Consider the following 21,437-nt stretch of genomic DNA (forward strand, 5'->3'; position numbering starts at 1 on the left):
GCTAGAGTTCTGCCACCGCCTTCTCCATTTAAATATGCTGTAACAACTTTTAGCTTAAATTTAAAACTATATTTTGACATGAAAAAACCGACCTCCTTAAAATTAGATTTTTAGGTCTAACTTTAAGGGGTCGGTTCATTTTAACTATAAGCGGGGTAATTTTGTTTTTGAATTATGTTTGTCCTATAAGCCTATTTTTTAGAACCTTTTAACTTATATGTTACATACAAGAACAAAATCCAGAACGGAATGGCGATTACCGATGGTCGGAAGCTGTCCATTTGATACATAACGCCTACAACTACCAACAAGAATAAAATACAGAGGTAGTTAATCACCGGATAGAGTGGCGATTTGAATTTCAATTCATCGAGGCGGCCTTCGCGAATAAAGGTGCTGCGGAATTTCATGTGGGTCGCGATGATGACGAACCAGCTGATAACAAGACCGGCTACTACAAGGGCCAAGAGATGCATGAATACTTCACCGGCTTGTGGGTAGAGGTACGTTGTTAAAACGATGATTAAGGCCAAACCGGATGAGAATAAGGTGCTGGCGAGCGGCACACCATGAACAGTTAAATAACTGAAAATTTTAGGTGCATTGCCGGATTGGGCCAAACCGTATAACATACGGGAGTTACTGTACAAAATACTATTGAATACGGATAAAGCCGCTACAAGAACTACGAGGTTCAAAATATTGGAAGCTGCCGGAATGCCGATTTCTTCAAAAATCTGAACGAATGGGCTGGCTTCGAGACCAACTTTATCCCATGGTGCTAAGGACATGAGAACGACCATAGTACCGATGTAGAAAATTAAGATACGCAATAACAATTCGTTAATAGCCGTTGGTAAGCTTTTTTCAGGATCTTCTGCTTCACCCGCCGTAATACCGATAAGGTCGACGCCACCGAAGGAGAACATAACAACAGCTAAGGAACAAAGGAAGCCCCAAGAGCCGTTCGGGAAGAAACCACCGTTATCCCACAGATTGTGGAAGTTATGTGGGAAGGAACCCATAGTGGTGAAAATAAGATAGAAGCCGAATAAAATCATGCTGACGATGGCGCCGATTTTGATGAAGGACGCCCAGAACTCAACTTCGCCGTAGGCCTTAACGTTAATTAAGTTAATGGCCGTGATGATGACAAGGCATATGAGCGTAGTCAGCCAATGGGGAATGTCCGGGAACCAATAGGCGAGGTACACGGCGATGGCCGCCAGTTCCGCCATGCCGGCGAGCATAAATAAGGTCCAATAATTCCAGCCGGCCAAGTAACCCATAAAGCCATTCCAATATTTGTTGGCAAAATGACTGAACGAACCCGATACCGGTTCGCGTACGGCCATTTCACCGAGCATGCGCATAACGAAGAAAATAAAAAGGCCTGCCAATGCATAGGATGCAATAATACCCGGTCCTACCAATTTGATCGTCGGCGCCGAGCCGTAAAACAGGCCGGTACCTACCGATGCGCCTAAGGCAATCATCTGCATGTGACGGTTTTTGAGACCACGCTTCATACTATGGTCGTGACCTTGATTTGATTTTTCACTCATAAAAAATCCCCCTTTATGTTCGGCTCTTCAAAAATACTCAACTACCGTGTTACGCTGCCGAACCTCTTATATATATTCTCTAATGTTACGTTATATAGTCGTTTTTGGCAAGTTGTTTGTACAATTTTAGGGGACAATTTTAAAAAAATTGCTATAATTTCGAAAAATGTATAATAAATATAAAGGAATTTCATATGGTCGCATCGAATACATACAGTAAATTGCGTTTCTGCGCTTTAAAGGAGGCGGTTCATATGAAAGAATATGCTAGTGATTTAATTCGTAATGTGGCTGTTGTATCTCACGACGGTGCGGGCAAAACAGCATTGGTAGAATCTTTGCTTTTGGCTTGTGGCGCTGTTCAATCCGTCGGTAAAGGGCAAGACAACAAACATATTATGGATTTTGAACCTGAAGAAATTAAACGTAATGTTACTATTCAGCTTGGTATGGCACCATGTGAATGGAAAAATTATAAAATTAATTTCATTGATACGCCGGGTTATTCCGAATTCCATGGTGAAGTGCGCGCCGCATTGCGTGCTTCCGACGGCATGCTTATGGTACTCTCCGCCACATCCGGTGTGGAAGTGGACACCATTCGCGCTTGGGATTACGGGGTAGAATTGCAGATGCCGCGCATGGCTTTTGTTAACAAAATGGATATGGAAGGGGCCGACTTCTTCGGTACTCTTGAAAAAATGCACGACTTATTCGGCAAAGCCATCATGCCACTGCAGATTCCAATCGGCGAAGGTCCTGATTTTAAAGGTGTTGTTGACGTAGCAAAACGTACGGCTTATGTGTATGAAAACGGCAAGGTAACGGAAGTACCGGTACCGGAAGAATTGTCCGCCAAAGTAGAAGAAATCCGTGAACTAACGGTAGAATCCGCTGCTGAAGGTGACGATACGTTATTGGAAAAATATTTAGATGGTCAAGAGCTTACTTTGGAAGAAATTCGTCAAGGCCTACGCGAAGGTATGTTGACCGGCCGCGTATGTGCCGTTATGTGCGGCAGTGCCACTAATAATATCGGCATGGACCAAGTGCTCGATCGTATGATTCGCTACATGCCGGATGCCGCTAAACGAGTTATGACCGCTGAAGATGTAGATACCGGCGAAGAACGCGTTGTTCATGTAGATAAACCGTTTACGGGCTTTGTATTTAAGACCGTTTTGGATCCGTTTGCCGGCAAACAGAGCTTTGTGCGCGTATTCTCCGGTGAATTAAAAGAAGGGGACAAACTCCTTAATATGAACCAAGGCGTGGAAGAAAAATGGGGTAAAATGTATACCCTCATCGGTAAGCAACAGGTTCCTGTTACGGAAGCTCGTGCCGGCGATATCGTTGTTATTCCTAAATTGGCCGTAACCAAGACCGGTGATACTTTTGCAACACCGGCATTCAAAGTTAAATACAGCCAGATTCGCTTCCCACAACCGCTCCATACGGTAGCTATGGTTCCTGAAAAGAAAGGGGAAGAAGAAAAATTAGCCAGTGCTTTACAACGTATTTCGGAAGAAGATCCGACTTGCGTAGTTGTTAAAGACGTAGAAGGTCGTCAGATGCAAGTTCGTTGCATGGGCGAAGTACATTTGGATCATATCCTCACCAAGATGGAACGTAAATACGGTGTAAAAGCTAAATTGGAAAAACCGTATATTCCATATCGTGAAACGGTTCGCGGACATGTAGAAGTGGAAGGCAAACATAAGAAACAAAGTGGCGGTCATGGTCAGTACGGTCATGTTAAAATTGCCATCGAACCATCCACGGAAGGCGATTTTGAATTTGTAGATAAGATTTTCGGTGGCGCTGTACCTAAACAATACATTCCGGCTGTAGAAAAAGGCGCTAAAGAAACGTTAGAAAAAGGCTTGTTGGCCGGTTATCCTATGATTGGCGTGAAGGTAACTTTATTAGACGGTTCTTACCATGCTGTTGACTCCTCGGAATTAGCCTTTAAGGTAGCTGCTGCGCAAGCGTTGAAGAAAGGCGTGCCACAGGCTAAACCGGTACTCTTAGAACCTGTTTACAATGTAAACGTATTTGCTCCGGATGCTTTCATGGGCGATATTATGGGCGATTTGAACAGTCGTCGCGGTCGTGTACTGGGCATGGAACAGGGGGAACGTGAAGGTATTACCGTTGTTAAAGCACAGGTACCGTTTGCCGAAATGCTCGACTATGTAACTGTATTGCGCTCCATGACGCAAGGTCAAGGCGTTTTCAACATGGAATTCAATTCTTATGAAGAAGTGCCTCATAAAACAGCCGAAGCTATTATCGCGAAATTTGACGGCACCGCTGATGAAGAATAAAATACTAAGTGATTTATAATTAAATGTTCAATACATAAATGGAAGCTTAGCAGTAGCCGAGCTTCCATTTATAGACATTAATTTACAGCTAATTGGTAATAAGAAGGCGTTTAAACAGATAAGAAGGGACATATTGTGATATTTGGTAATGTAAATGTAAATTATAACGGTCTCGGGTATTCGCCCGTGTTGGTACGCGTACTCGATTGGTTGAAGTCTACGGATTTTAAGCAGCTGCCATTGGGGCGTCATGACATTGACGGTGACAATATTTTTGCCATGCTGCAAGAAGTGACGACTAAAAAAATAACAGATACGCGACCTGAATCACATAAGGACTATTTAGATGTTCAGTTCGTCATCGATGGGCAAGAAAAGATGGGCTTCTTACCGGATTATGGTATTGAAAAGGTAACAGAAGCACATCCGGACAGAGATTTATATTTTTATGCTTCGGAAGTGACCGATGAAGGCTTTGTATTAGCCACGCCGGGGACATATGTTATTTTCTACCCGGAAGATATTCATCGACCATGTTGCGCTGTTAATGATGAGCCTGCCAAAGTACTAAAAATTGTGGTCAAAGTAGCTATGAAGTTATTGGTTTGATAAGCAATTGGCGATTTGTTACAATAGCAGTAAATGAAGAACGACCGGCTTATGGCCGGTCGTTTTTAGTACTTTGATTCGAAGGATGAAAATATGGATAGAAAGTTTTTAGTTGGTATCGGCTTGACGCTCATGGGCGGTATTTTATGGGGGTTATCGGGCGCCTCATCACAATTTTTGCAGCAACAGCGCGGTATCACGCCGGAATGGTTATTGGTAGTACGCCTGTTAATCTCCGGTGTTGTCACCGTTATGGCCGCATATTGGCAAGGACACGGTAAGATTTTTGAAGTGTTTAAAACGTCAAAAGATGTGATTGGTGTTCTGGTGTTCGGTTTGCTTGGTATGGCCTTATGCCAATACGCCTATTTCCGGTCAATCTATTATGCCGGTGCGGGCATTGCTACGGTTTTGCAGTATTTGGCACCGATTATCATTGTTCTATACATGGCCATACGCTATTTAAAACTTCCTACTTGGGGCGAAGCCATAAGCATCGTGTTGGCCACCGTAGGAACGGCTATGATTGCGTTACAGGGTAAGTTGTCGTTGGCCGGTATTGATGAAAAAGTCCTCTTTTGGGGTTTGCTTTCAGCCGTGGCGGTAGCTATCTACAGCGTTCAGCCGGTTTCATTGTTGCGCCGTTACGGCACGGGGCCGATTGTCGGTTTTGCCATGTTGTTTTCGGGCATTATCATAACTCCTTGGGCTAAGCCGCTTGTTGTACCCGGTGAATGGGATATGTGGACATATATTGCTTTTTTCAATGTGGTTGTACTGGGCACGATTATTTCCTTCAATGCCTATTTGGAAGGGGTACGCCGCATTGGTGCCGTAAAAGGTTCCGTATTATCTTCGGTAGAGCCGATTTCGGCTGCCCTACTAGGCTGGGCTTTATTGGGCAGTGAATTTTTAACCACCGATATTATCGGCTTTGTTCTTATTCTATCGACAATATTTATTTTGGCTCGAGAGAAGAGTAAATAGTATTGTGTGGATAGTTCCAGATAAATTCGTTTTATCCTGATTAAGACACATCGAAATACTTAGATAATATATATTGACATATCTCAAAATTAAGATATAATAAAATTATGAGTAATAAAGAATTACAAGATATTTTTAAAGCGCTATCTAATGAAAGCCGCCTAAAAATTTTGCAATGGTTAAAAGAACCGTCGAAGCACTTCCCGCCCCAGGGAGTTCACATGCCTGAGGAAGACGCGTTTAAAGGAGGAGTCTGTGTAGGGAGTATTCAAGAAAAATTAGGCATTTCGCAATCGGCTGTGTCCCATTACTTAGACCTGATGCAACGGGCCGGGTTATTGGAGTCCGCTCGCTTTGGCAAATGGACATATTATCGCCGTAATGAAAAAGTGATAGACAGCTTTAAGGCCGAAATTAATAGTACGCTTTAGATAAAAAGCAGTGTTTGCTGCTTTTTATTTTTTTTGAAAAAATCTATGTATCTATATATGATGATTTGTTGGGGAAAGAAAAAATAAACTCATCCGGCAACGGGACAAGTTTATTTTGCAGTATTCAAAAGACGTGATGACCATATTTAATAGTACTTGGCCTATTATTATAATCTTAATTTGAAGTACACCCAAATGGCATTGGCTAAGAATAGCAGACCGCTAGCCCAGAAGAGGGCGGTAAAGCCGAATTGCCCCATGAAGAGCGCCCCGCCCACAGAGCCGAGGAAATAACCCAAGAACTGAGTCGTCTGGGTATAGGAGAAGACTTGGCCGGAAACGGTTTTAGGCGCATGGGTGGAAATATACGTGTTGAGCGACGGTAATAAGCCGGCAAGCCCAAGCCCGGTTAAAAAGCGTAAGATACCAAGTTCCAAGGCCGAAGTGACATAGGCCTGCGGTATGGTAACGAGGGCTACATAAATTAACGAACCAATGAGGATAGGCCGCGGACCGATGCGATCTATCCATTTGCCTATATAGGAACTGCTCAACATTTGTGCGAAACCGGTTGAGGCAAAGACGAGCCCTGCCAATAAGGCGAGTTGTGGTGTATCAGGCGGCACAATTTCGCTCAAATACACCGTAATAATCGGCTGCAAGCTCATCAGAGAGAGTGCATAAATAAAAGTAGAGGCCGCTACAATTAACAGCTCGTGGAAGTTCGGTAATTGTTGGCGCAACTCTTTAAAATTGTGTGCCACCTTGTTTGGATCCGGTGTAAAGGACTCGTGAACGAAGAAAAATACAAGTAAAAAGGCGGCGCCTAAGAAGCAGGCAATGATGAAAAAGGAGAAACGGACGCCAAACATATCGGCTAAGTAACCGCCGATTAAGGGACCGATGAGTGAACCGGCCAAATTGGACGAGGCCAGCACCGACAGAGCCCAGCCCGTTTTTTCTTCCGGTGTTTCCGATGCCACGAGAATGATGGAAGCGGAGAAAAAGCCGGACACGAGACCGTGTATAAATCGGACTAACACAAGTTGCAACGGCGATTGTACGAAGCACATAAGCAGATTGCAAAGCATCATCCCAAAACTGGCTCGCAGTAAGGAAATTTTGCGACCTTTACGGTCGGCTAAACGGCCCCAATAGGGAGAAACTAATGCGACGACTAAATATGTGATGCCCATCGCCAGGCCTGACCAATAGGCTGTTTCGTTTGTTGTGGTGACGCCCAGTTCGTTCATATAAATCGGTAATAGCGGCGCCAATTGGCTGAGCCCCAAGGCCGATAAGAACGCGCCGAAGAAACAAATGTATACAGTGCGTTGCCAAGCAAGCATATAAATCCTCCTTTTGAATTTGTTAGTAGATGTTTTAATTATACACTTTTTTTACAAAAAGTGCATATGAAATGACTTGACAAAATGGAGGTACTTCACTATACTCTAGCTAAGGCAAAATACCATAGCAACTCGCTATGGATATTTTAGTTATAAGAAAATGTTTTATACATATGATAGAATGCGATGACAAAGACGGTTATTTCGGGTAATTCTCAGCGAGCTGACAGATGGTGCGAGGTCAGTGAATGAAGAAATAACGAATCACTTGGGAGCATATGAAGTTTCGACTTTATCGGTGAGCACCGTTATATGCGTGAGTGGCTCTTTATGAGTCAGTAGGGTGGTACCACGGACTATCGCGTTCGTCCCTTCGGGGATGAGCGCTTTTTTTATTTTTGAGAGGAGAGTATTTATGGATTACGGTAAAACTTTGCATTTGCCTGCAACGGAATTTCCTATGCGCGGCAACTTGCCAAAACGCGAACCTGAGTATTTAAAATTTTGGGAAGACAATAAAATCTATGAAAAACGTTTGGAATTAAGAAAAGGCAATAAGAGCTTTGTGTTGCATGACGGACCTCCGTATGCGAACGGCAAGCTTCATATCGGCCATGCCCTTAACAAAACGTTAAAAGATATCATCATGAAATATAAAACCATGCAAGGTTTTTACACACCATATATTCCGGGCTGGGATACGCATGGTTTGCCAATCGAACATGCTATCATCAAAAACACCGGACTTAACCGCCATGAAATGAGTCCTTTGGACCTTCGCGCTAAATGTAAAGAATATGCTTTGCAGTGTGTGGAAGAACAGAAAAAAGACTTCATCCGTTTCGGCGTGCTCGGCCGTTTTGAAGATCCGTATTTGACATTAAAACCTGCGTTTGAAGTTAAACAGCTCGGTATCTTCGGTGAAATGGCTAAACGCGGTTACATCTACAAAGGTCTTAAAACTGTTTACTGGTGTACGCACTGCGAAACAGCCTTGGCTGAAGCGGAAATCGAATACCATGAAAAGAAATCCTTCTCTATCTATGTAAAATATGCGTATGTAGATGAAGTAAAACGTACGTTGCCTGAAGGTGTGGATCCGGCTAAAGCATATGCCGTAATCTGGACAACTACACCTTGGACATTACCTGCATCCCAGGCAATCTCTGTAAACCCAGAGCTTGAATATGCATGGGTACAGGTTGGCGACGAATACTACTTGATGGCCGTAGAACTCGTTGATTCCGCTATGAAAGATGCTCAGGTTGAAGACTACAAAGTGGTTAAAACATTCCCGGGCTCCGACTTGGAATTGGCTACCTTCAAGCATCCGTTCATTGACCGCGAAGTTAGAGTATTATTGGGCGATCATGTAACACTTGAAGCCGGTACCGGTTGCGTTCATACCGCGCCTGCACACGGCGAAGAAGACTTTGGGATTTTCCAAAAATACAATAAAGAAGGCAAAATCAACACGGAAATTCTTTCCTTTGTTAATGCGACCGGTAACTATGTGGCCGCTGTAGATAACGATCGTTACGGCGATACGGAAGAACCGTTGGCCGGCAAAGAAATTCACGAAGCCGAAGTGCCTATCTTGAAAATCGTAGCTCATAACGGTGCTTTATTACATAAAGGCACCTTGCGTCACCAATACGCACACTGCTGGCGTTGTAAAAACCCGGTAATCTACCGTGCTACCGAACAGTGGTTCTCTTCCGTTGACGGTTACCGTAAAGCAGCCCTTGACGTTATCGACAATCAGGTACAGTGGATTCCTAAATGGGGTCATGACCGCATTTACAATATGATTGCGGACCGCGGGGACTGGGTAATCTCCCGTCAACGTGTATGGGGCGTACCAATCCCTGTATTCTACTGCGATTCTTGCGGTGATTATGTAGTTAACGACGATACTATCAAATCCGTTCAGGCTTGGGTTGCCAAAGAAGGATCCGACGCTTGGTGGAATCATACAGCGAAAGAATTATTACCTGAAGGATTTATTTGTCCTCATTGCGGCCATGGTGAATTCCACAAAGAAACTGACATCATGGACGTTTGGTTCGACAGCGGTTCCTCTTGGGCCGGTGTTTTGGAAAACGAAGGCCTTGAAGTGCCATGTGCTATGTACCTTGAAGGTTCCGACCAACATCGCGGTTGGTTCAACTCTTCCTTGCTTACTGCGGTGGCAACAACCGGTAAGGCTCCTTACAACTCCGTATTGACTCACGGTTTCGTAGTTGACGGTGAAGGTCGTAAAATGTCTAAATCCGTAGGTAATACGGTAGCACCTTCCGACATCATCGATGTATACGGTGCCGACGTAATGCGTCTTTGGGTATCCTCCGCGGATTACCAGGGCGACGTTCGTTTGTCCAAAGACATCGTTAAACAGTTGTCTGAAGTATACCGTAAGATCCGTAACACATTCCGCTTCTTATTGGGGAACTTGGACGACTTCAATCCGAATACAGATAAAGTGGCTTATGAAAACTTGTCTGAAATCGACAAATGGGCGTTACTTCGTTTGGAAGAAGTGCGTCGCAAAGTTACGGAAGCCTATGAAAACTACGAATTCCATATCTTGTATCATACAATCCACAACTTCTGTACCGTTGATTTGAGCTCCTTCTACTTGGATGTAATGAAAGATACCATGTATGCTGAAAAAGCGACTGCACAGGCTCGCCGCAGTGCCCAGACAGCTATGTATGAAATTGTAGCAACCTTGGTACGCATGGTGGCTCCGGTTCTTTCCTTCACTGCTGAAGAAGTATGGCAGTACATGCCAAAAGAAGACGGTATGCGTGAAAGCGTAATGCTTGAAGATTGGCCTACCGGCAAAGAAGTTCATTATGATGAAGCCTTGGCTGAAAAATGGAGTAAACTCTTGGCTCTTCGTTCTGAACTTACGAAAGCTTTGGAAACGGCTCGTCAGAATAAAGAAATCGGTCACTCCTTGGATGCATCCATCACAGTATATGCTGACGGTGATGTATTCAAACGCTTGAACGAAGTTAAAGATCAGTTGGCTGCTTTACTCATCGTAAGTGAAGCTCATTTGGTAGAAGGTCGCGATTCGGCTCCGGCTGAAGCGGTGGCTACCGAAGAAGGTCACTTGAGCGTGGTTGTAAAACCAAGTGAATTTGAAAAATGCGAACGCTGCTGGATCCATCGTGAAACAGTAGGGCAGAATGAGGAACATCCTACATTATGCCATCGTTGCGTAGAGGTATTAACTAAATAATTTTCGAGCCTTTGTGCTCGTTAGATGAAAAGGAGACTATGCTCTTCCTTGCTCCCAGCCTACAGCTTCGCTGATAGGAAAGGTCGCTTCGGAAGACATAGTCTCCTTTTCTGCTCAGAGTACGATAGCATTGTAGGCTCGGAAATTATTTAGTCAGGGGAAGGTGGGAGGAGATATAGCTTCGCTGATAGGAAAGGTCGCGGCAGAAGGGGTATTCTTCTCTTTCTACCCGGAGTACGTGGCGCTGTTGCTCAGAAATTATTTAGTGAGGGGAGCGGGGGAGGTGGAAACGCTCCCTGCCTGCAACTATGCTGCAGGAGCGGTCGCGAGGAAAGAGATTGTCTCCTTTTCTGCGCAGAGTGCGTGGCGCTGTTGCGAGGAGGTTATTTAGGCTATTCCGCTTTGCTTGGCTCGCTACGGATGTGTTTTTTAGAAGTTGAATTCTCTTGAAGTATATAAAATAAATATATATCTGTGAGAAATTTTTATAGTATAATTGAAATAATTATAAGTGATGATATAGAGTGTGGGGAATAGGGGGCGTGAAATGAGAGGTTTGCGTGTTTTCTTAGTTGGTTTGTTATTGGTGGGGATTTTTGCAGTAAATAGTGTTTTGCAGGCTGCCGATTGGTATTATGTTGGCAAGAGTGCCAATGAGGATACTTTTTTCATCGATAATGAAAGCCTTGAAAAGACGAGTTTGCAGGCGAAGTTGTGGGTTAGAAAAGGGAGTCCAGATGGTACGACTATTTATTATTTGATGGGGATGGACCGCGATTCTCGCACAGTAAAGGTTATTTCGCGTATCATGTACGGTCCAAACGGTGAGGTTTTAGAAGCCGGGGCTATTAATAGTGAGTGGCTTGCTATTGTGCCGGATTCGCCGATGGAATGGATTTACTCGCTATTGTGGTAAATGTTAAGGTGTGAATTTTGATATACGGCTATTATAGTTGTTTGTTAGTTGGCGGAGATTAATAACATGAAATTAATGCGTATATTTTTTATAGTTTTTTGCTTATTAGGGCTATTCGGGGTCAATAATACTTCACTGGCTGTTAATTGGGATTATATTGGCAAAAATGTTAAGGGCACGATGCTTTTTGTTGACACGGATAGTGCTGAAATAAATGCTGAGCATGCCAGGGTATGGGTTAAGATGGAGTATCCGGATGGGGCGTCAGATGTTTTTCTTGTTGCCATGGCTCGCCGGGCAAAGATCATAAAGTATTTCTCCTATGCTGTTTATGATAAAAATGGCGTAATTACCAGTGCCGGCGATTTTTATGACGGGTGGAAACATATCGTGCCGGAGTCGGGCATGGAGGCAGTGTATAAAGCTATCTGGCCGTTTAACTAAATAGCGTCTGAGCCGGTGTGTGCTCTGGGGAAAAGAAGCATATATCTCCCTCGCTCTCTGCCTACAGCTTCGCTGATAGGAAAGGTCGCTTCGGAAGATATATGCTTCTTTTTTATGCCCAGAGTACGATAGCGCTGTTGCTCAGAGGTTATTTAGCGGCACTGGCCGGATGGCTTTATACGGGAGAAGGGGGAGTGTAGGTTATTTAGGAGCGTGTTACGGTAGAGGTGGTTTTGTGTTAGTGTAATGAGCGGAGGTGGCGTGACTCAGGTGTTATTTAGGGGCTCACCGCATTGCTTCGCTCGCTACGGATAGTGAGGGTAGAAGGGTGTTTCTAATTTAGTCCGGAGTTCGTGGGAGTTGTTGATTGGAGGTTATTTAGGAGTGCTCCGCATAGCTTCGCTCGCTACGGATGGTGAGGGTAGAAGGAAGTTTCTAATTTAGTCCGGAGTATGTGAGAGCGGTTGATTAGAGGTTATTTAGGGCTATGCCGCATAGCTACGCTCGCTGCGGATGGTGAGGGTAGAAGGGAGTTTCTAATTTAGTACGGAGTGCGTGGGAGTTGTTGATTGGCAGTCATTTAGGAGTATTCCGCATAGCTTCGTTCGCTACGTAGTAGTCTTCACACACCCCCTTGTCATATCTTAAGTTTGCCGGACTAAATAATTCTAAACAAAAGGCAAATGTACTCTGAGTAGAAAAGGAGGCCTATGCCTTTCGAAGCGACTTTTCCTATCAGCGTAGCTGTAGGCCAGGAGCAAGAAAGGCATAGGCCCCTTTTTTATTAAAGGCCTTTGTTTAAGAATTATTTAGTCGGAAGGCACATTAAGATATGATATAATTTAAAGTGATTATAGAAGCGATGTTAGAGGAGGTTTTGCATGGCGACGGATATTGCAACTTTTGATAAGAGTTTTTTTAAAAAGCCTGTTAAGTTAATTGTTTCGGATGTGGATGGTACGCTTGTTGATACGGATAAGCACGTTACTGATGTGACGGTTCAGGCTATGAAGGAAGCGATGGCTGAAGGTATTACGGTGGCGGTGGCGAGTGGCCGTGCGTTCGGTGAGATGGGCGAGGTGTTACATCGTTTACCGGAGATTGAGGAGTACATTTGCAGTAACGGGGCTGTAGTTGTAGAGCAGAAGGATGGGGCGTCTAAGGTGATTTTCCATCAGTCGTTTAGTAATGAAGATGGTTTGTGGCTCATGGATGAGTTGTTGCCGTTTGATGTGTATATTGAAGCGTATGGCGGTAAGGATATTTACGGTTCGGCTAATGAGATGGAAGAGTTTGCTGCTAATTTGTCGCCCCATTTGATTCCGCTCATGAAGGCGAGTCGTACGATGGTGCCTAATTTGCGTGAGTATATTGTGGAAACGGGCATGGATTTGGAGAAGATCCAGCTATTCTACGGTACGGAAGAGAAAAAGCAAGCTATTCTGAAGCATTTTGAAGGGGATAATCGTTTTACGATTATTCAGTCCAGTGAAGGCAATTTGGAATTTGTACAGCCCGGCATCAGTAAAGGTCGTGCTGTGGAAGCTTTGGCAAAGATTTTGGGGCTTACTGCTGATGAAGTTATGACGATTGGTGACAGTAATAATGATTTGACGATGCTGGCTTATGCAGGTGTGTCTTTTGCCATGGCTAATGGTGAGGATACGACGAAAGCAACGGCTAAATATTTGGCACCGACTAACGATGAAGATGGTGTGGCTCAGGTTGTGCGGGCTGTTGTAGCAGCTTCTAAAGAGTTAGTCTAGTACTAAAGATGATAGCCTAATCATTTAAGCATTGGTTTGGCAACTAAAGCTTTTTATTTGGTGGCTGAAGGATTGGTGAAAAAATGAGCGGCAAAAGTGACGATGTAGCCGGAATTCAGTCAGGCGTAAATTGGCGTTTTGTTGTAAATGGCGAACGTTGCGTTAAATGTGGCGCCTGCGCCATGGATTGTCCGGTTCGGATTATTGTGGAACAACCGCACCAATTTTTTATCGGCAATGGCTGTATCGGCTGTGGTGACTGTTATGAGATTTGTCCTGTCGGGGCGATTGAGCGGGTAAAAAAATAATTTGATTTTGATAACCGATGTATTTTCACAGAATACATCAGTTTTTCTATATGATAATTATTGTCGGAATAGATTCTATTTAAAATAATGAGATGTAAATCAAGATATGTTATCTTAAATTTTAATGTTGTGTTTACAAACTTAATGATAATAAGATGAAGTTGAATTTTAATTCCTTTAAAGTTAGAGGGGAATTTTGAAAAATAAGATTATATATAGTGTTTTATAGGAAGTTTTCATGAGTTGGTATTGACAGTAACTTTCATTTTATATAAATAATGTATGCAATAGAAGAATTTTTTCTCAATTCTATAAATTTTAATACATAATAAACGAATGCTAAGTAGCATAGGACAATGTAATATTTGTAGCCAAAAATTTGGCCTCTTTCGACAAGGTTAGCACTGCGCAACGATTTCAATAGGCTTGAGTGAGCCGATAAGTGTCCTTTAAGGAATGACATATTTTTTAGGTAAAATACTGTTTTAGGAAAGTCATACTTTTAGGGAAATGTTATTTCAGGTACATGTTATTGAAATCCGGGACGTATGCTGTTGACCTGTTTTTATGTTAACACGAAATGAGGGTAGTTAATGAATGATGTCGAGTTAACGACACGTCAAGCACGCCTGCAAGAGTTACAGACCGCTACGAAGCATCGCACTGAAACATTGGGCAGTTGGGCCGTACCGGTTCTGACTGCCTTTTTATTATGCGCTGTTATAGGCGCTGTAGCCTTAGGCAGTGTAACGATCTCAGCAGAGCAGGTTTTGACAGTGTTAAGTGCAAAAGTAACGGGAAGTGTGGTACCTGATTCGGTACCGCCGGCGATGACGGATATTATTTGGGATATTCGCATACCTCGTGTCATATTGGCCGCATTGGTCGGTGCCGGGCTGGCTTTGTCCGGGGCCATCATGCAGGCGTCGGTTCAAAATCCATTGGCTGAGCCTTTTATTTTGGGCATTGCCTCTGGTGCCTCGGTAGGTGCCGTAGTGGCGATTCTTTTGGGCCACTTACTGGGGGCCGCTAATGTAGGTGTGCCGCTCTGGGCTTTTGGCGGCGCCATTGTGGCGACGCTGGCGGTGTTGGCCTTAGCCGGCATGGGGCGACGCATCTCCACGGTTAAGCTCGTGTTAGCCGGTGCGGTGGTCAGTGCCTTATGTACGGCCCTATCTAATTTTATTATCTATATGGCCGGTGATGCGGAAGGCATGCAAAGTGCCGCGTTTTGGACGATGGGATCCTTAGCGGATGCGAAATGGTCCATGCTTGGGTGGCCGGCTCTTGTGGTCGGTTGCATGACGGTGTACTTTTTATCCCAAGTGCGTGCCTTGGACGCCTTACTACTGGGCGAAGAAATGGCGGTTACGCTGGGGATTAATGCGACGCGTAAACGGTACATCTACATGGCCTGTATGGCGCTTTTAACAGGTGTGCTCGTATCGCAGTGCGGTATTATCGGATTTGTGGGGCTCGTTATTCCTCACATGTCGCGCGCCTTTGTGGGTGTCGGTCATAAGCGGTTGCTACCCGTAGTTGTATTGGGTGGTGCCATTTTCCTTGTGTTGGCCGATTTATTGTCACGGGTGCTGTTACCGGCCGGCGATTTGCCAATCGGTATTTTGACAGCCTTAATGGGGGCGCCGCTCTTTATGAAACTTCTCTTTGGTTCGAGTCGGAATTTTGGCGGTTAGGAGGCCGGTATGAAAGAAATTATAGTAAAAAATCTTAACTACTGCGCCGGTAACAATCAAATTCTAAATGACTTGTCGCTTACCATTCCGGCCGATAAGTTTGTAGGTCTTATGGGGCCGAACGGTTGCGGTAAATCTACCCTGCTGAAGCATTTATATCGGGTGATTCCCATACAGCAGGGCGAAATAACCTTTGATGGTACGCCGCTTCAGGCAATTCCTTTGCGGGAGGCGGCTCAGCAAATCGGCGTGATGGGTCAGTTCCACGCCGTTAACTTTGATTTTACGGTGTGGCAAATTGTAATGATGGGCCGAACCCCGTATAAAAAAGGATTTGACGATGATACGGAAGAAGATGCTCAGCTTGCCATGGAGGCCTTACAAAAAGTAGGCATGTGGGACAGGGCTAAACGAAGTTTTGCTTCGTTGTCCGGTGGGGAGCAGCAACGTGTCATGTTGGCGCGTGTACTTTGCCAACAGCCATCGTACTTAATTTTGGATGAGCCTACGAACCATTTGGATATAACGTATCAGCTGGAGCTCTTGGAAGTGATTAAGGGACTTGGCGTTGGCGTTATTGCAGCGCTCCATGATTTGAATTTGGCTTCGCTCTTTTGTGATGAGATTTTTATCATGAAAAAAGGTCAAGTGGTAAAGCATGGTACTCCTTCAACGCTCATCAATGAAGATTTGATTCGTGATGTATATGCTGTGAAGAGTGTGGTATCGGCTCATGATGACGGCACGCCGATTGTTACCTACCAGCGGCAAGGAATGGCTAAGCATTCCGGTGATTCGCCATGATGCCTTGGTGGGAGCGGTGGAGCCGGCGTTTAGTCGGATTGGCAGCGCTTAGCGCCTTAGTATTAGTTGTGTGGTTTGCGTATACTAACGGTCGCTGGCAACCTGTCGGTGAGGTAAGTGCCAATCAAGGCGGTATTGTTATTCGAAACTTTGACAGTGACGGAAATCCAATGAGTTTTGAATATGAAGAACCGCCGAGTCGTGTGATTATTACGTATCCCGGTGCGACGGAGTTGCTCATTGATTTGGGCCTGGAGAAGCGTATTGTGGGGACGGTAGAGCCTTACGGTGAAGAACCGGAGCGGTATCGCGAGATATATAGTCGTTTGCCTTTGGTAACGAATAGTTATGTGCCCAGCCGTGAACAGGTTATGGCGTTGCAGCCGGACTTATTGATGGGCTGGTCGCATCATTTTACACCGGCCGCACTGGGTGATGTGCGGTAGTGGTATGAACGAAATATCGGTGTATATATTGTGCCGGCTACGATTCGTAAGAATCAGCCAACTGTGGAGAGTACAGTATATCCCTTTATTGATGATATGGGACAGCTTTTCAAAGTCCCGGAGAGGGCAAGTGCCTATAAAGAACAATTACAAAAGCGAGTGCAAAAGGTGACTGAACAAGTAAATCAACGGAACTATAAGCCGAATGTCATTATTTTACAAGCCCATGGGCATAGTACTTACAGCTTATACGGACCGGTTTATCTTGTAGATGACATTGTCAAAAAAGCAGGCGGTCATAACCTGACCGACCGGCAGATTTCAGTTGTGGGGCCGGAACGTGTGTTGGCGTTCGACCCGGATGTAATTGTGTTTGTGACCGTAAGTCAAGGTAATCGTACGCCAAGTGCTGAGGAGGCGATTGCCGAATTGTTAAAAGATCCGAATTTGCGCAATATGCGCGCTATTAGGGAGCGGCGTATTATAGCCGTGCCGTTTGCGGATGTTAACAATGGTAACGGTCGTGTGGTAGATGCCCTGGAACGAATAGCTCAGGGGTTTGAGGAGGAAAAATAATGAAATTGAATCATCGCCATGGTGTAAGTAAAGCCGTTTTGACAGCTTTGGTAATTACCGCTACGAGCGGCAGTGTGTGGGCCGCCGACTACGATGAAAGCAATTTGCAGGATTTAGGGAAAGTTGTGCTCGTGACAGCCAGTCGTTTGTCGGAAGAAAAAGTGGACATTCCGGCGGATACGACGGTTATTACAGCTAAAGAAATTGAACAAGGCAAATACAATAGTGTGTCTGATGCGTTGAAAGCCAATAATGTGCCGGTAGTTCAGAAAGGTTTTGCATCGTACCCTGAACTTAACGGTGACACCCGTGTGCTCGTTATGGTAAACGGCCGTAAAATGAACTGGGATCATTTAGTTGTTTCCGGTGCATCTAATGCGATTGATATCGACCAGATTCCGATGGATAACATCGATCGTATCGAAGTGGTAAAAGGCCCTAACTCGGCTCTTTACGGTGAACGTGCGGTAGCCGGGGTTATCAATATCATTACCAAGACCCCGACTATGGGTCAGAAAACTACGGTTCGCGGTGAGCTTGGCAGCTGGGGCTATCGTAAAGGCACCATCATTACCCAAGGCGGCGATGAAAAGAACGGCTACTTCGTGTCCTATACGAAAGAACGCCGTGATAATGTTCATTACAAAGATTATCAAGGCAACAGTCACGAATTCCCGGATACGTATATTAACCGCGATAAATGGACGGCCCGTTATGACCGTTACATCGGTGACGATCAGTTAAGCGTAGATTTTAGCCGTGTTGAAAAGAAAGACGGTTATGGTATTCGTCTTAAAAATCCGCTCACCGGTACGGTAACCGGTGCCGGTAATGTGAAAGATACGACCGACATGAGTTATGGTGTAACCTATAACTTCGGTACCGATTCCGGTACATTCGTGAGAGCGTATCGTAATACGGAAACCAGTGATTCCGGCTTCGGCTCCGGCAGCTCGTCCAGTTCTTACAGCCATGATCTTTCTATGGATGGTATTGAAGGACAGAAAACTTGGAAAATCGGCAATCACACTTTAATCAGTGGTGTTACGTACAATCAGGAACACATCAAAGAAGAAAACAACGCAGTTGCTTTTGATAAATCCATGATTAGTAAGGCTGTATACGTTGAAGATAAATGGGAACTCGGTCAAGGCTGGACGGCTAATTTCGGTACTCGTTATGAGCATCAGGATACGTTTGGCGGTGATTGGGCGTCTCATATCGGCCTCAATAAAAAGTTGAACGATACGACTCATGCGTATATTTCCTGGGGGCAAGCCGTTAACAATCCGACTCTTAAAATGCTCTACGCCAATACAGAATTCTGGATTGGCAATCCCGATTTGGAACAGGAAAAATCACAGACCGTAACACTCGGTATCGACAGTGACGTGAGTGACCGCTTAAGTGTATCGGCCAGCGTGTTTGCCAGTCGTTTGAAAAATGCGTTATCTTGGGTGAATGGCTACTATGATTCAAACGATAATTATGTACAAGGTTATTATGAAAACGTTAACCGTGAAAAACGCCGCGGCCTTAACTTGAGCGCCACTTATAAAATTGACGATGCTTGGTCGGCTCGTGCGGGTTATAACTATGTGAAAATTCAGCAAGATACCGGCAGCGGCTATGTAAGCTCGACCGATAACCGTAATCCGAATCGTTACAGCTTGGAACTCATGTATGAAAAAAATCGTTGGTCCGTTAACAATATGTTCCAATACGTAACTGGACGCTCTACGGCAAAATATTCCGATTCGTCCTACTTCGTATGGGATGTGAATGTAAACTATAAATTGAACGAGAATACGAAGGTTTACGCCCAAGCATTCAACTTAACCAATGAATCCTATGAGGTGGAGCCATCCACAACTATCGGCTCCTACGCTATGCCGGAACGCCATTATGTAGTCGGTGTGGAACATAGCTTCTAAGCGATTTTTTCAGAAGATTAAAACGTTGTCGGCTTTCAAACTTTGATAATTCATTATTAGTCATATAGCAGTATATGCAATTTTTAAAAAGTTAAATGACCGACCATAAGGCGGTGATTGATAAATTATTTTGTTTTTATAAAAAAGGAGTATCTTATGGAACTGTTAGAATTATTTCACCAAGGCGGATTAGTAATGTATCCGTTGTTACTTTGCTCGATTATAGCTATCGCTATCTTGGTAGAACGGGTGCGCACCTATCGTGCGGCTCAATCCGATATGAATCGCTTGCGCGAGGAAGTACCGACTTTGACCGCCGCCAATAATCAAAAAGGTTTGGAAGCTTTATGTGCCGAAGATGGCGGCGTAGCAGCCGAAATGCTTACATCGGCCATTTACCGCGACACCGTTAAATCCAAAAATGCCGCTTTACAGGGCGCAGCCGGTGCTATTGCGGGTCGCTTGCGTGCTCGTTTAAGTTATTTGGAAACCATCGTAACCTTGGCACCGCTTCTTGGTTTGCTCGGTACGGTTACCGGTATGATTAGTTCTTTCAGTGTATTATCTGTTTCCGACGGTCAGCCTTTTGCTATTACCGGCGGTGTGGGCGAAGCGTTGATTGCGACAGCTACGGGCCTTGTTGTGGCTATCGTGGCTCTCGTTATCCATTCCTATTTGGTGCATAAACAAGACGGTCTTATTACCGATATGGAAGAAATCGGCAATGTGTACATGAATGCGGCCGTTGATGTTGTAGCGAAAGAGGCTTAATGTGAATATCAGAAGCCTTCGCACAACCAATAAACCAAAGCTCATGATCATCCCTATGATTGACATTATATTCTTCCTATTAGTGTTTTTCATGATGAGCATGTTGTCCATGGTCGTTCAAAAATCCATGCCTGTTAATTTGCCGACGGCAACAGCCAGCTCGGTAGACTTACAACGTAAAATTCCGATTACTATCACAGCGGACGGCAAAATTTATGTAGAGCAAGACGCATACGATTTGAATGGTATGGCCAAACGTCTGGAAGCTGAAAAAGCTAAGGGCGGTGACCTTACTATCATCCTTCGCGCCGACCAACGTGCCCAGTACGGTGAATTTGTACAGGTTTTGGATACGTTAAAAAATATGCAGCTTAATAAGATTGCCGTAGCTACCGAAAGTAAGTAGGTGATAGCATGAGTGAAACTGTACAAGAGGTAACGCAAAAGGCGTCGCCTTTTGCTCATATTTATAAAAACCGTTGGCGTATGGCCATTGCCACATCCGTGATTATCAACGTCGCTTTGATGAGTGGCATGGTTTGGTCATTTATGCAAAAACCGGATTTAGTGCCCGATAAAACGCCGATTACCATCAGTGTAGTCGGTGATGCGGGACCTTCAGCCGGTCCTGCCGTGGCAGCACCGCAAAAGTCGACGGTACAGCCGCCGGCACCATTGACGGAGCAGCAAATTGAAGATATTAAAAACGGCGTGCCCGTGGAACAGGTGATTAAAAAAGATTCGCCTGTTACGCCACAGGCTCCGGTAGCACCGGCGAGTACCGGAGCGGCAACCGCTGAAGCAACCGGTTTCGGCAGTGGCGGCGGCAGTGGCAGTGAGTCCGGTGAAGGGTCCGGCAGTGGCGGCGGCAGCGGTCAAGGTGGTGTTGCCGGCGGTGAAGGCACTGAACCGGCCGGAGATATCGTAATTGATGCGGAATATTTAGGGCCGCGCTCCTTACCGGGTAAAGGTAATGTCGTGGTATATGTACTGATCAATGAAGCGGGCCGTGCTGTTGATGTAGATATTATCAGCAGCGGTAACGGTTCGTTAGATCGCTGGGCGTTGCAACAGGCACGCAGCAGTGCGTATCGCCCTAAAACGGTCAACGGTGAGCCGGTTGTTTCCGAAGGGAAAATTGAGTTTGGCAGTTAATTAAAATTTAATGGGCAACTGAATTAGTTTGGTAGGATGGTTTTAAGGCAGTTGCCGTTAAGGTGAGCCGTAACAGGAGGGCAGGTAGGTCGCTCTCCTGTT

At 44.8% G+C, this 21,437-nt stretch carries 19 protein-coding genes; 17 read left to right on the plus strand and 2 right to left on the minus strand.

The window, feature by feature from the left end; translation table 11 throughout:
• Positions 1 to 191: 191 nt before the first annotated feature.
• Positions 192 to 1,565, minus strand: coding sequence for an amino acid permease (locus E7204_RS05045; protein ID WP_295182324.1), 1,374 nt, complete (start codon positions 1,563 to 1,565; stop codon positions 192 to 194).
• Between the two features lie 254 nt (positions 1,566 to 1,819).
• On the opposite strand from E7204_RS05045, the gene fusA reads away from it, so the two are divergent.
• The 4 genes from fusA (at position 1,820) to E7204_RS05065 (ending at position 5,919) form a co-directional block, all read left to right on the plus strand.
• Complete coding sequence (gene fusA, locus E7204_RS05050; RefSeq protein ID WP_295182326.1) at positions 1,820 to 3,892, plus strand: elongation factor G; 2,073 nt, start codon at positions 1,820 to 1,822, stop codon at positions 3,890 to 3,892.
• 135 nt (positions 3,893 to 4,027) lie between these two features.
• Entirely contained in the window at positions 4,028 to 4,501 is a 474-nt protein-coding gene (locus E7204_RS05055) for a YhcH/YjgK/YiaL family protein (RefSeq protein WP_295182328.1), read from the plus strand.
• 93 nt (positions 4,502 to 4,594) lie between these two features.
• On the plus strand, positions 4,595 to 5,488 hold the full coding sequence (locus E7204_RS05060) for a DMT family transporter (protein ID WP_295182330.1): 894 nt from the start codon (positions 4,595 to 4,597) through the stop codon (positions 5,486 to 5,488).
• Between the two features lie 107 nt (positions 5,489 to 5,595).
• Positions 5,596 to 5,919 (plus strand): metalloregulator ArsR/SmtB family transcription factor, encoded by a 324-nt coding sequence (locus tag E7204_RS05065; protein WP_295182332.1) that lies wholly within the window; start codon positions 5,596 to 5,598, stop codon positions 5,917 to 5,919.
• Positions 5,920 to 6,086: 167 nt separating this feature from the next.
• Here E7204_RS05065 and E7204_RS05070 read toward each other — a convergent pair whose 3' ends face one another.
• Positions 6,087 to 7,268 (minus strand): MFS transporter, encoded by a 1,182-nt coding sequence (locus tag E7204_RS05070; RefSeq protein ID WP_021840799.1) that lies wholly within the window; start codon positions 7,266 to 7,268, stop codon positions 6,087 to 6,089.
• A gap of 415 nt (positions 7,269 to 7,683) precedes the next feature.
• On the opposite strand from E7204_RS05070, the gene ileS reads away from it, so the two are divergent.
• The 13 genes from ileS to E7204_RS05135 all read left to right on the plus strand — a co-directional run bounded on the left by ileS (position 7,684) and on the right by E7204_RS05135 (position 21,335).
• Complete coding sequence (gene ileS / locus E7204_RS05075) at positions 7,684 to 10,518, plus strand: isoleucine--tRNA ligase (protein ID WP_295182334.1); 2,835 nt, start codon at positions 7,684 to 7,686, stop codon at positions 10,516 to 10,518.
• A 547-nt stretch (positions 10,519 to 11,065) separates the two neighbouring features.
• Positions 11,066 to 11,434 (plus strand): hypothetical protein, encoded by a 369-nt coding sequence (locus E7204_RS05080; protein WP_295182337.1) that lies wholly within the window; start codon positions 11,066 to 11,068, stop codon positions 11,432 to 11,434.
• Between the two features lie 66 nt (positions 11,435 to 11,500).
• A complete protein-coding gene (locus E7204_RS05085; RefSeq protein WP_295182340.1) occupies positions 11,501 to 11,878 on the plus strand; it encodes a hypothetical protein in 378 nt (125 codons plus the stop codon).
• An 881-nt stretch (positions 11,879 to 12,759) separates the two neighbouring features.
• Complete coding sequence (locus tag E7204_RS05090) at positions 12,760 to 13,644, plus strand: HAD family hydrolase (protein WP_295182343.1); 885 nt, start codon at positions 12,760 to 12,762, stop codon at positions 13,642 to 13,644.
• An 83-nt stretch (positions 13,645 to 13,727) separates the two neighbouring features.
• A complete protein-coding gene (locus E7204_RS05095) occupies positions 13,728 to 13,952 on the plus strand; it encodes a 4Fe-4S binding protein (RefSeq protein ID WP_295182346.1) in 225 nt (74 codons plus the stop codon).
• Between the two features lie 593 nt (positions 13,953 to 14,545).
• On the plus strand, positions 14,546 to 15,649 hold the full coding sequence (locus E7204_RS05100) for an iron ABC transporter permease (RefSeq protein WP_295182349.1): 1,104 nt from the start codon (positions 14,546 to 14,548) through the stop codon (positions 15,647 to 15,649).
• A 9-nt stretch (positions 15,650 to 15,658) separates the two neighbouring features.
• The gene (locus E7204_RS05105; RefSeq protein WP_295182352.1) at positions 15,659 to 16,453 is read left to right on the plus strand and encodes an ABC transporter ATP-binding protein; all 795 of its coding nucleotides are present in this window, start codon (positions 15,659 to 15,661) and stop codon (positions 16,451 to 16,453) included.
• Entirely contained in the window at positions 16,450 to 16,899 is a 450-nt protein-coding gene (locus E7204_RS05110) for a hypothetical protein (RefSeq protein WP_295182355.1), read from the plus strand. The genes E7204_RS05105 and E7204_RS05110 overlap by 4 nt, the downstream gene beginning before the upstream one ends.
• Before the next feature lie 30 nt (positions 16,900 to 16,929).
• Positions 16,930 to 17,475: an ABC transporter substrate-binding protein gene (locus E7204_RS05115; protein ID WP_295182358.1), complete on the plus strand. Its 546-nt coding sequence runs from the start codon at positions 16,930 to 16,932 to the stop codon at positions 17,473 to 17,475.
• The gene (locus tag E7204_RS05120) at positions 17,475 to 19,409 is read left to right on the plus strand and encodes a TonB-dependent receptor (RefSeq protein ID WP_295182360.1); all 1,935 of its coding nucleotides are present in this window, start codon (positions 17,475 to 17,477) and stop codon (positions 19,407 to 19,409) included. The genes E7204_RS05115 and E7204_RS05120 overlap by 1 nt, the downstream gene beginning before the upstream one ends.
• A 156-nt stretch (positions 19,410 to 19,565) precedes the next feature.
• Positions 19,566 to 20,180 carry a MotA/TolQ/ExbB proton channel family protein gene (locus E7204_RS05125; protein WP_295182363.1) on the plus strand — a complete coding sequence of 205 codons (615 nt, stop codon included), beginning with the start codon at positions 19,566 to 19,568 and terminating at the stop codon, positions 20,178 to 20,180.
• 1 nt (position 20,181) lies between these two features.
• Positions 20,182 to 20,586, plus strand: a complete 405-nt coding sequence (locus E7204_RS05130; protein WP_021840787.1) for a biopolymer transporter ExbD — start codon at positions 20,182 to 20,184, stop codon at positions 20,584 to 20,586.
• Positions 20,587 to 20,594: 8 nt separating this feature from the next.
• A complete protein-coding gene (locus tag E7204_RS05135; RefSeq protein ID WP_295182366.1) occupies positions 20,595 to 21,335 on the plus strand; it encodes an energy transducer TonB in 741 nt (246 codons plus the stop codon).
• Positions 21,336 to 21,437 lie beyond the last annotated feature (102 nt).

This window comes from Veillonella sp., assembly GCF_015058545.1.
In the GTDB taxonomy this organism is placed as follows: domain Bacteria; phylum Bacillota; class Negativicutes; order Veillonellales; family Veillonellaceae; genus Veillonella_A.

Coding starts and splice junctions, on each gene's coding strand:
- E7204_RS05045 (WP_295182324.1), bottom strand. CDS start 1,565: ATGAGTGAAAAATCAAATCAAGGTCACGACCATAGTATGAAGCGTGGT.
- fusA (WP_295182326.1), top strand. CDS start 1,820: ATGAAAGAATATGCTAGTGATTTAATTCGTAATGTGGCTGTTGTATCT.
- E7204_RS05060 (WP_295182330.1), top strand. CDS start 4,595: ATGGATAGAAAGTTTTTAGTTGGTATCGGCTTGACGCTCATGGGCGGT.
- E7204_RS05065 (WP_295182332.1), top strand. CDS start 5,596: ATGAGTAATAAAGAATTACAAGATATTTTTAAAGCGCTATCTAATGAA.
- E7204_RS05070 (WP_021840799.1), bottom strand. CDS start 7,268: ATGCTTGCTTGGCAACGCACTGTATACATTTGTTTCTTCGGCGCGTTC.
- ileS (WP_295182334.1), top strand. CDS start 7,684: ATGGATTACGGTAAAACTTTGCATTTGCCTGCAACGGAATTTCCTATG.
- E7204_RS05080 (WP_295182337.1), top strand. CDS start 11,066: ATGAGAGGTTTGCGTGTTTTCTTAGTTGGTTTGTTATTGGTGGGGATT.
- E7204_RS05085 (WP_295182340.1), top strand. CDS start 11,501: ATGAAATTAATGCGTATATTTTTTATAGTTTTTTGCTTATTAGGGCTA.
- E7204_RS05090 (WP_295182343.1), top strand. CDS start 12,760: ATGGCGACGGATATTGCAACTTTTGATAAGAGTTTTTTTAAAAAGCCT.
- E7204_RS05095 (WP_295182346.1), top strand. CDS start 13,728: ATGAGCGGCAAAAGTGACGATGTAGCCGGAATTCAGTCAGGCGTAAAT.
- E7204_RS05100 (WP_295182349.1), top strand. CDS start 14,546: ATGAATGATGTCGAGTTAACGACACGTCAAGCACGCCTGCAAGAGTTA.
- E7204_RS05105 (WP_295182352.1), top strand. CDS start 15,659: ATGAAAGAAATTATAGTAAAAAATCTTAACTACTGCGCCGGTAACAAT.
- E7204_RS05110 (WP_295182355.1), top strand. CDS start 16,450: ATGATGCCTTGGTGGGAGCGGTGGAGCCGGCGTTTAGTCGGATTGGCA.
- E7204_RS05120 (WP_295182360.1), top strand. CDS start 17,475: ATGAAATTGAATCATCGCCATGGTGTAAGTAAAGCCGTTTTGACAGCT.
- E7204_RS05125 (WP_295182363.1), top strand. CDS start 19,566: ATGGAACTGTTAGAATTATTTCACCAAGGCGGATTAGTAATGTATCCG.
- E7204_RS05135 (WP_295182366.1), top strand. CDS start 20,595: ATGAGTGAAACTGTACAAGAGGTAACGCAAAAGGCGTCGCCTTTTGCT.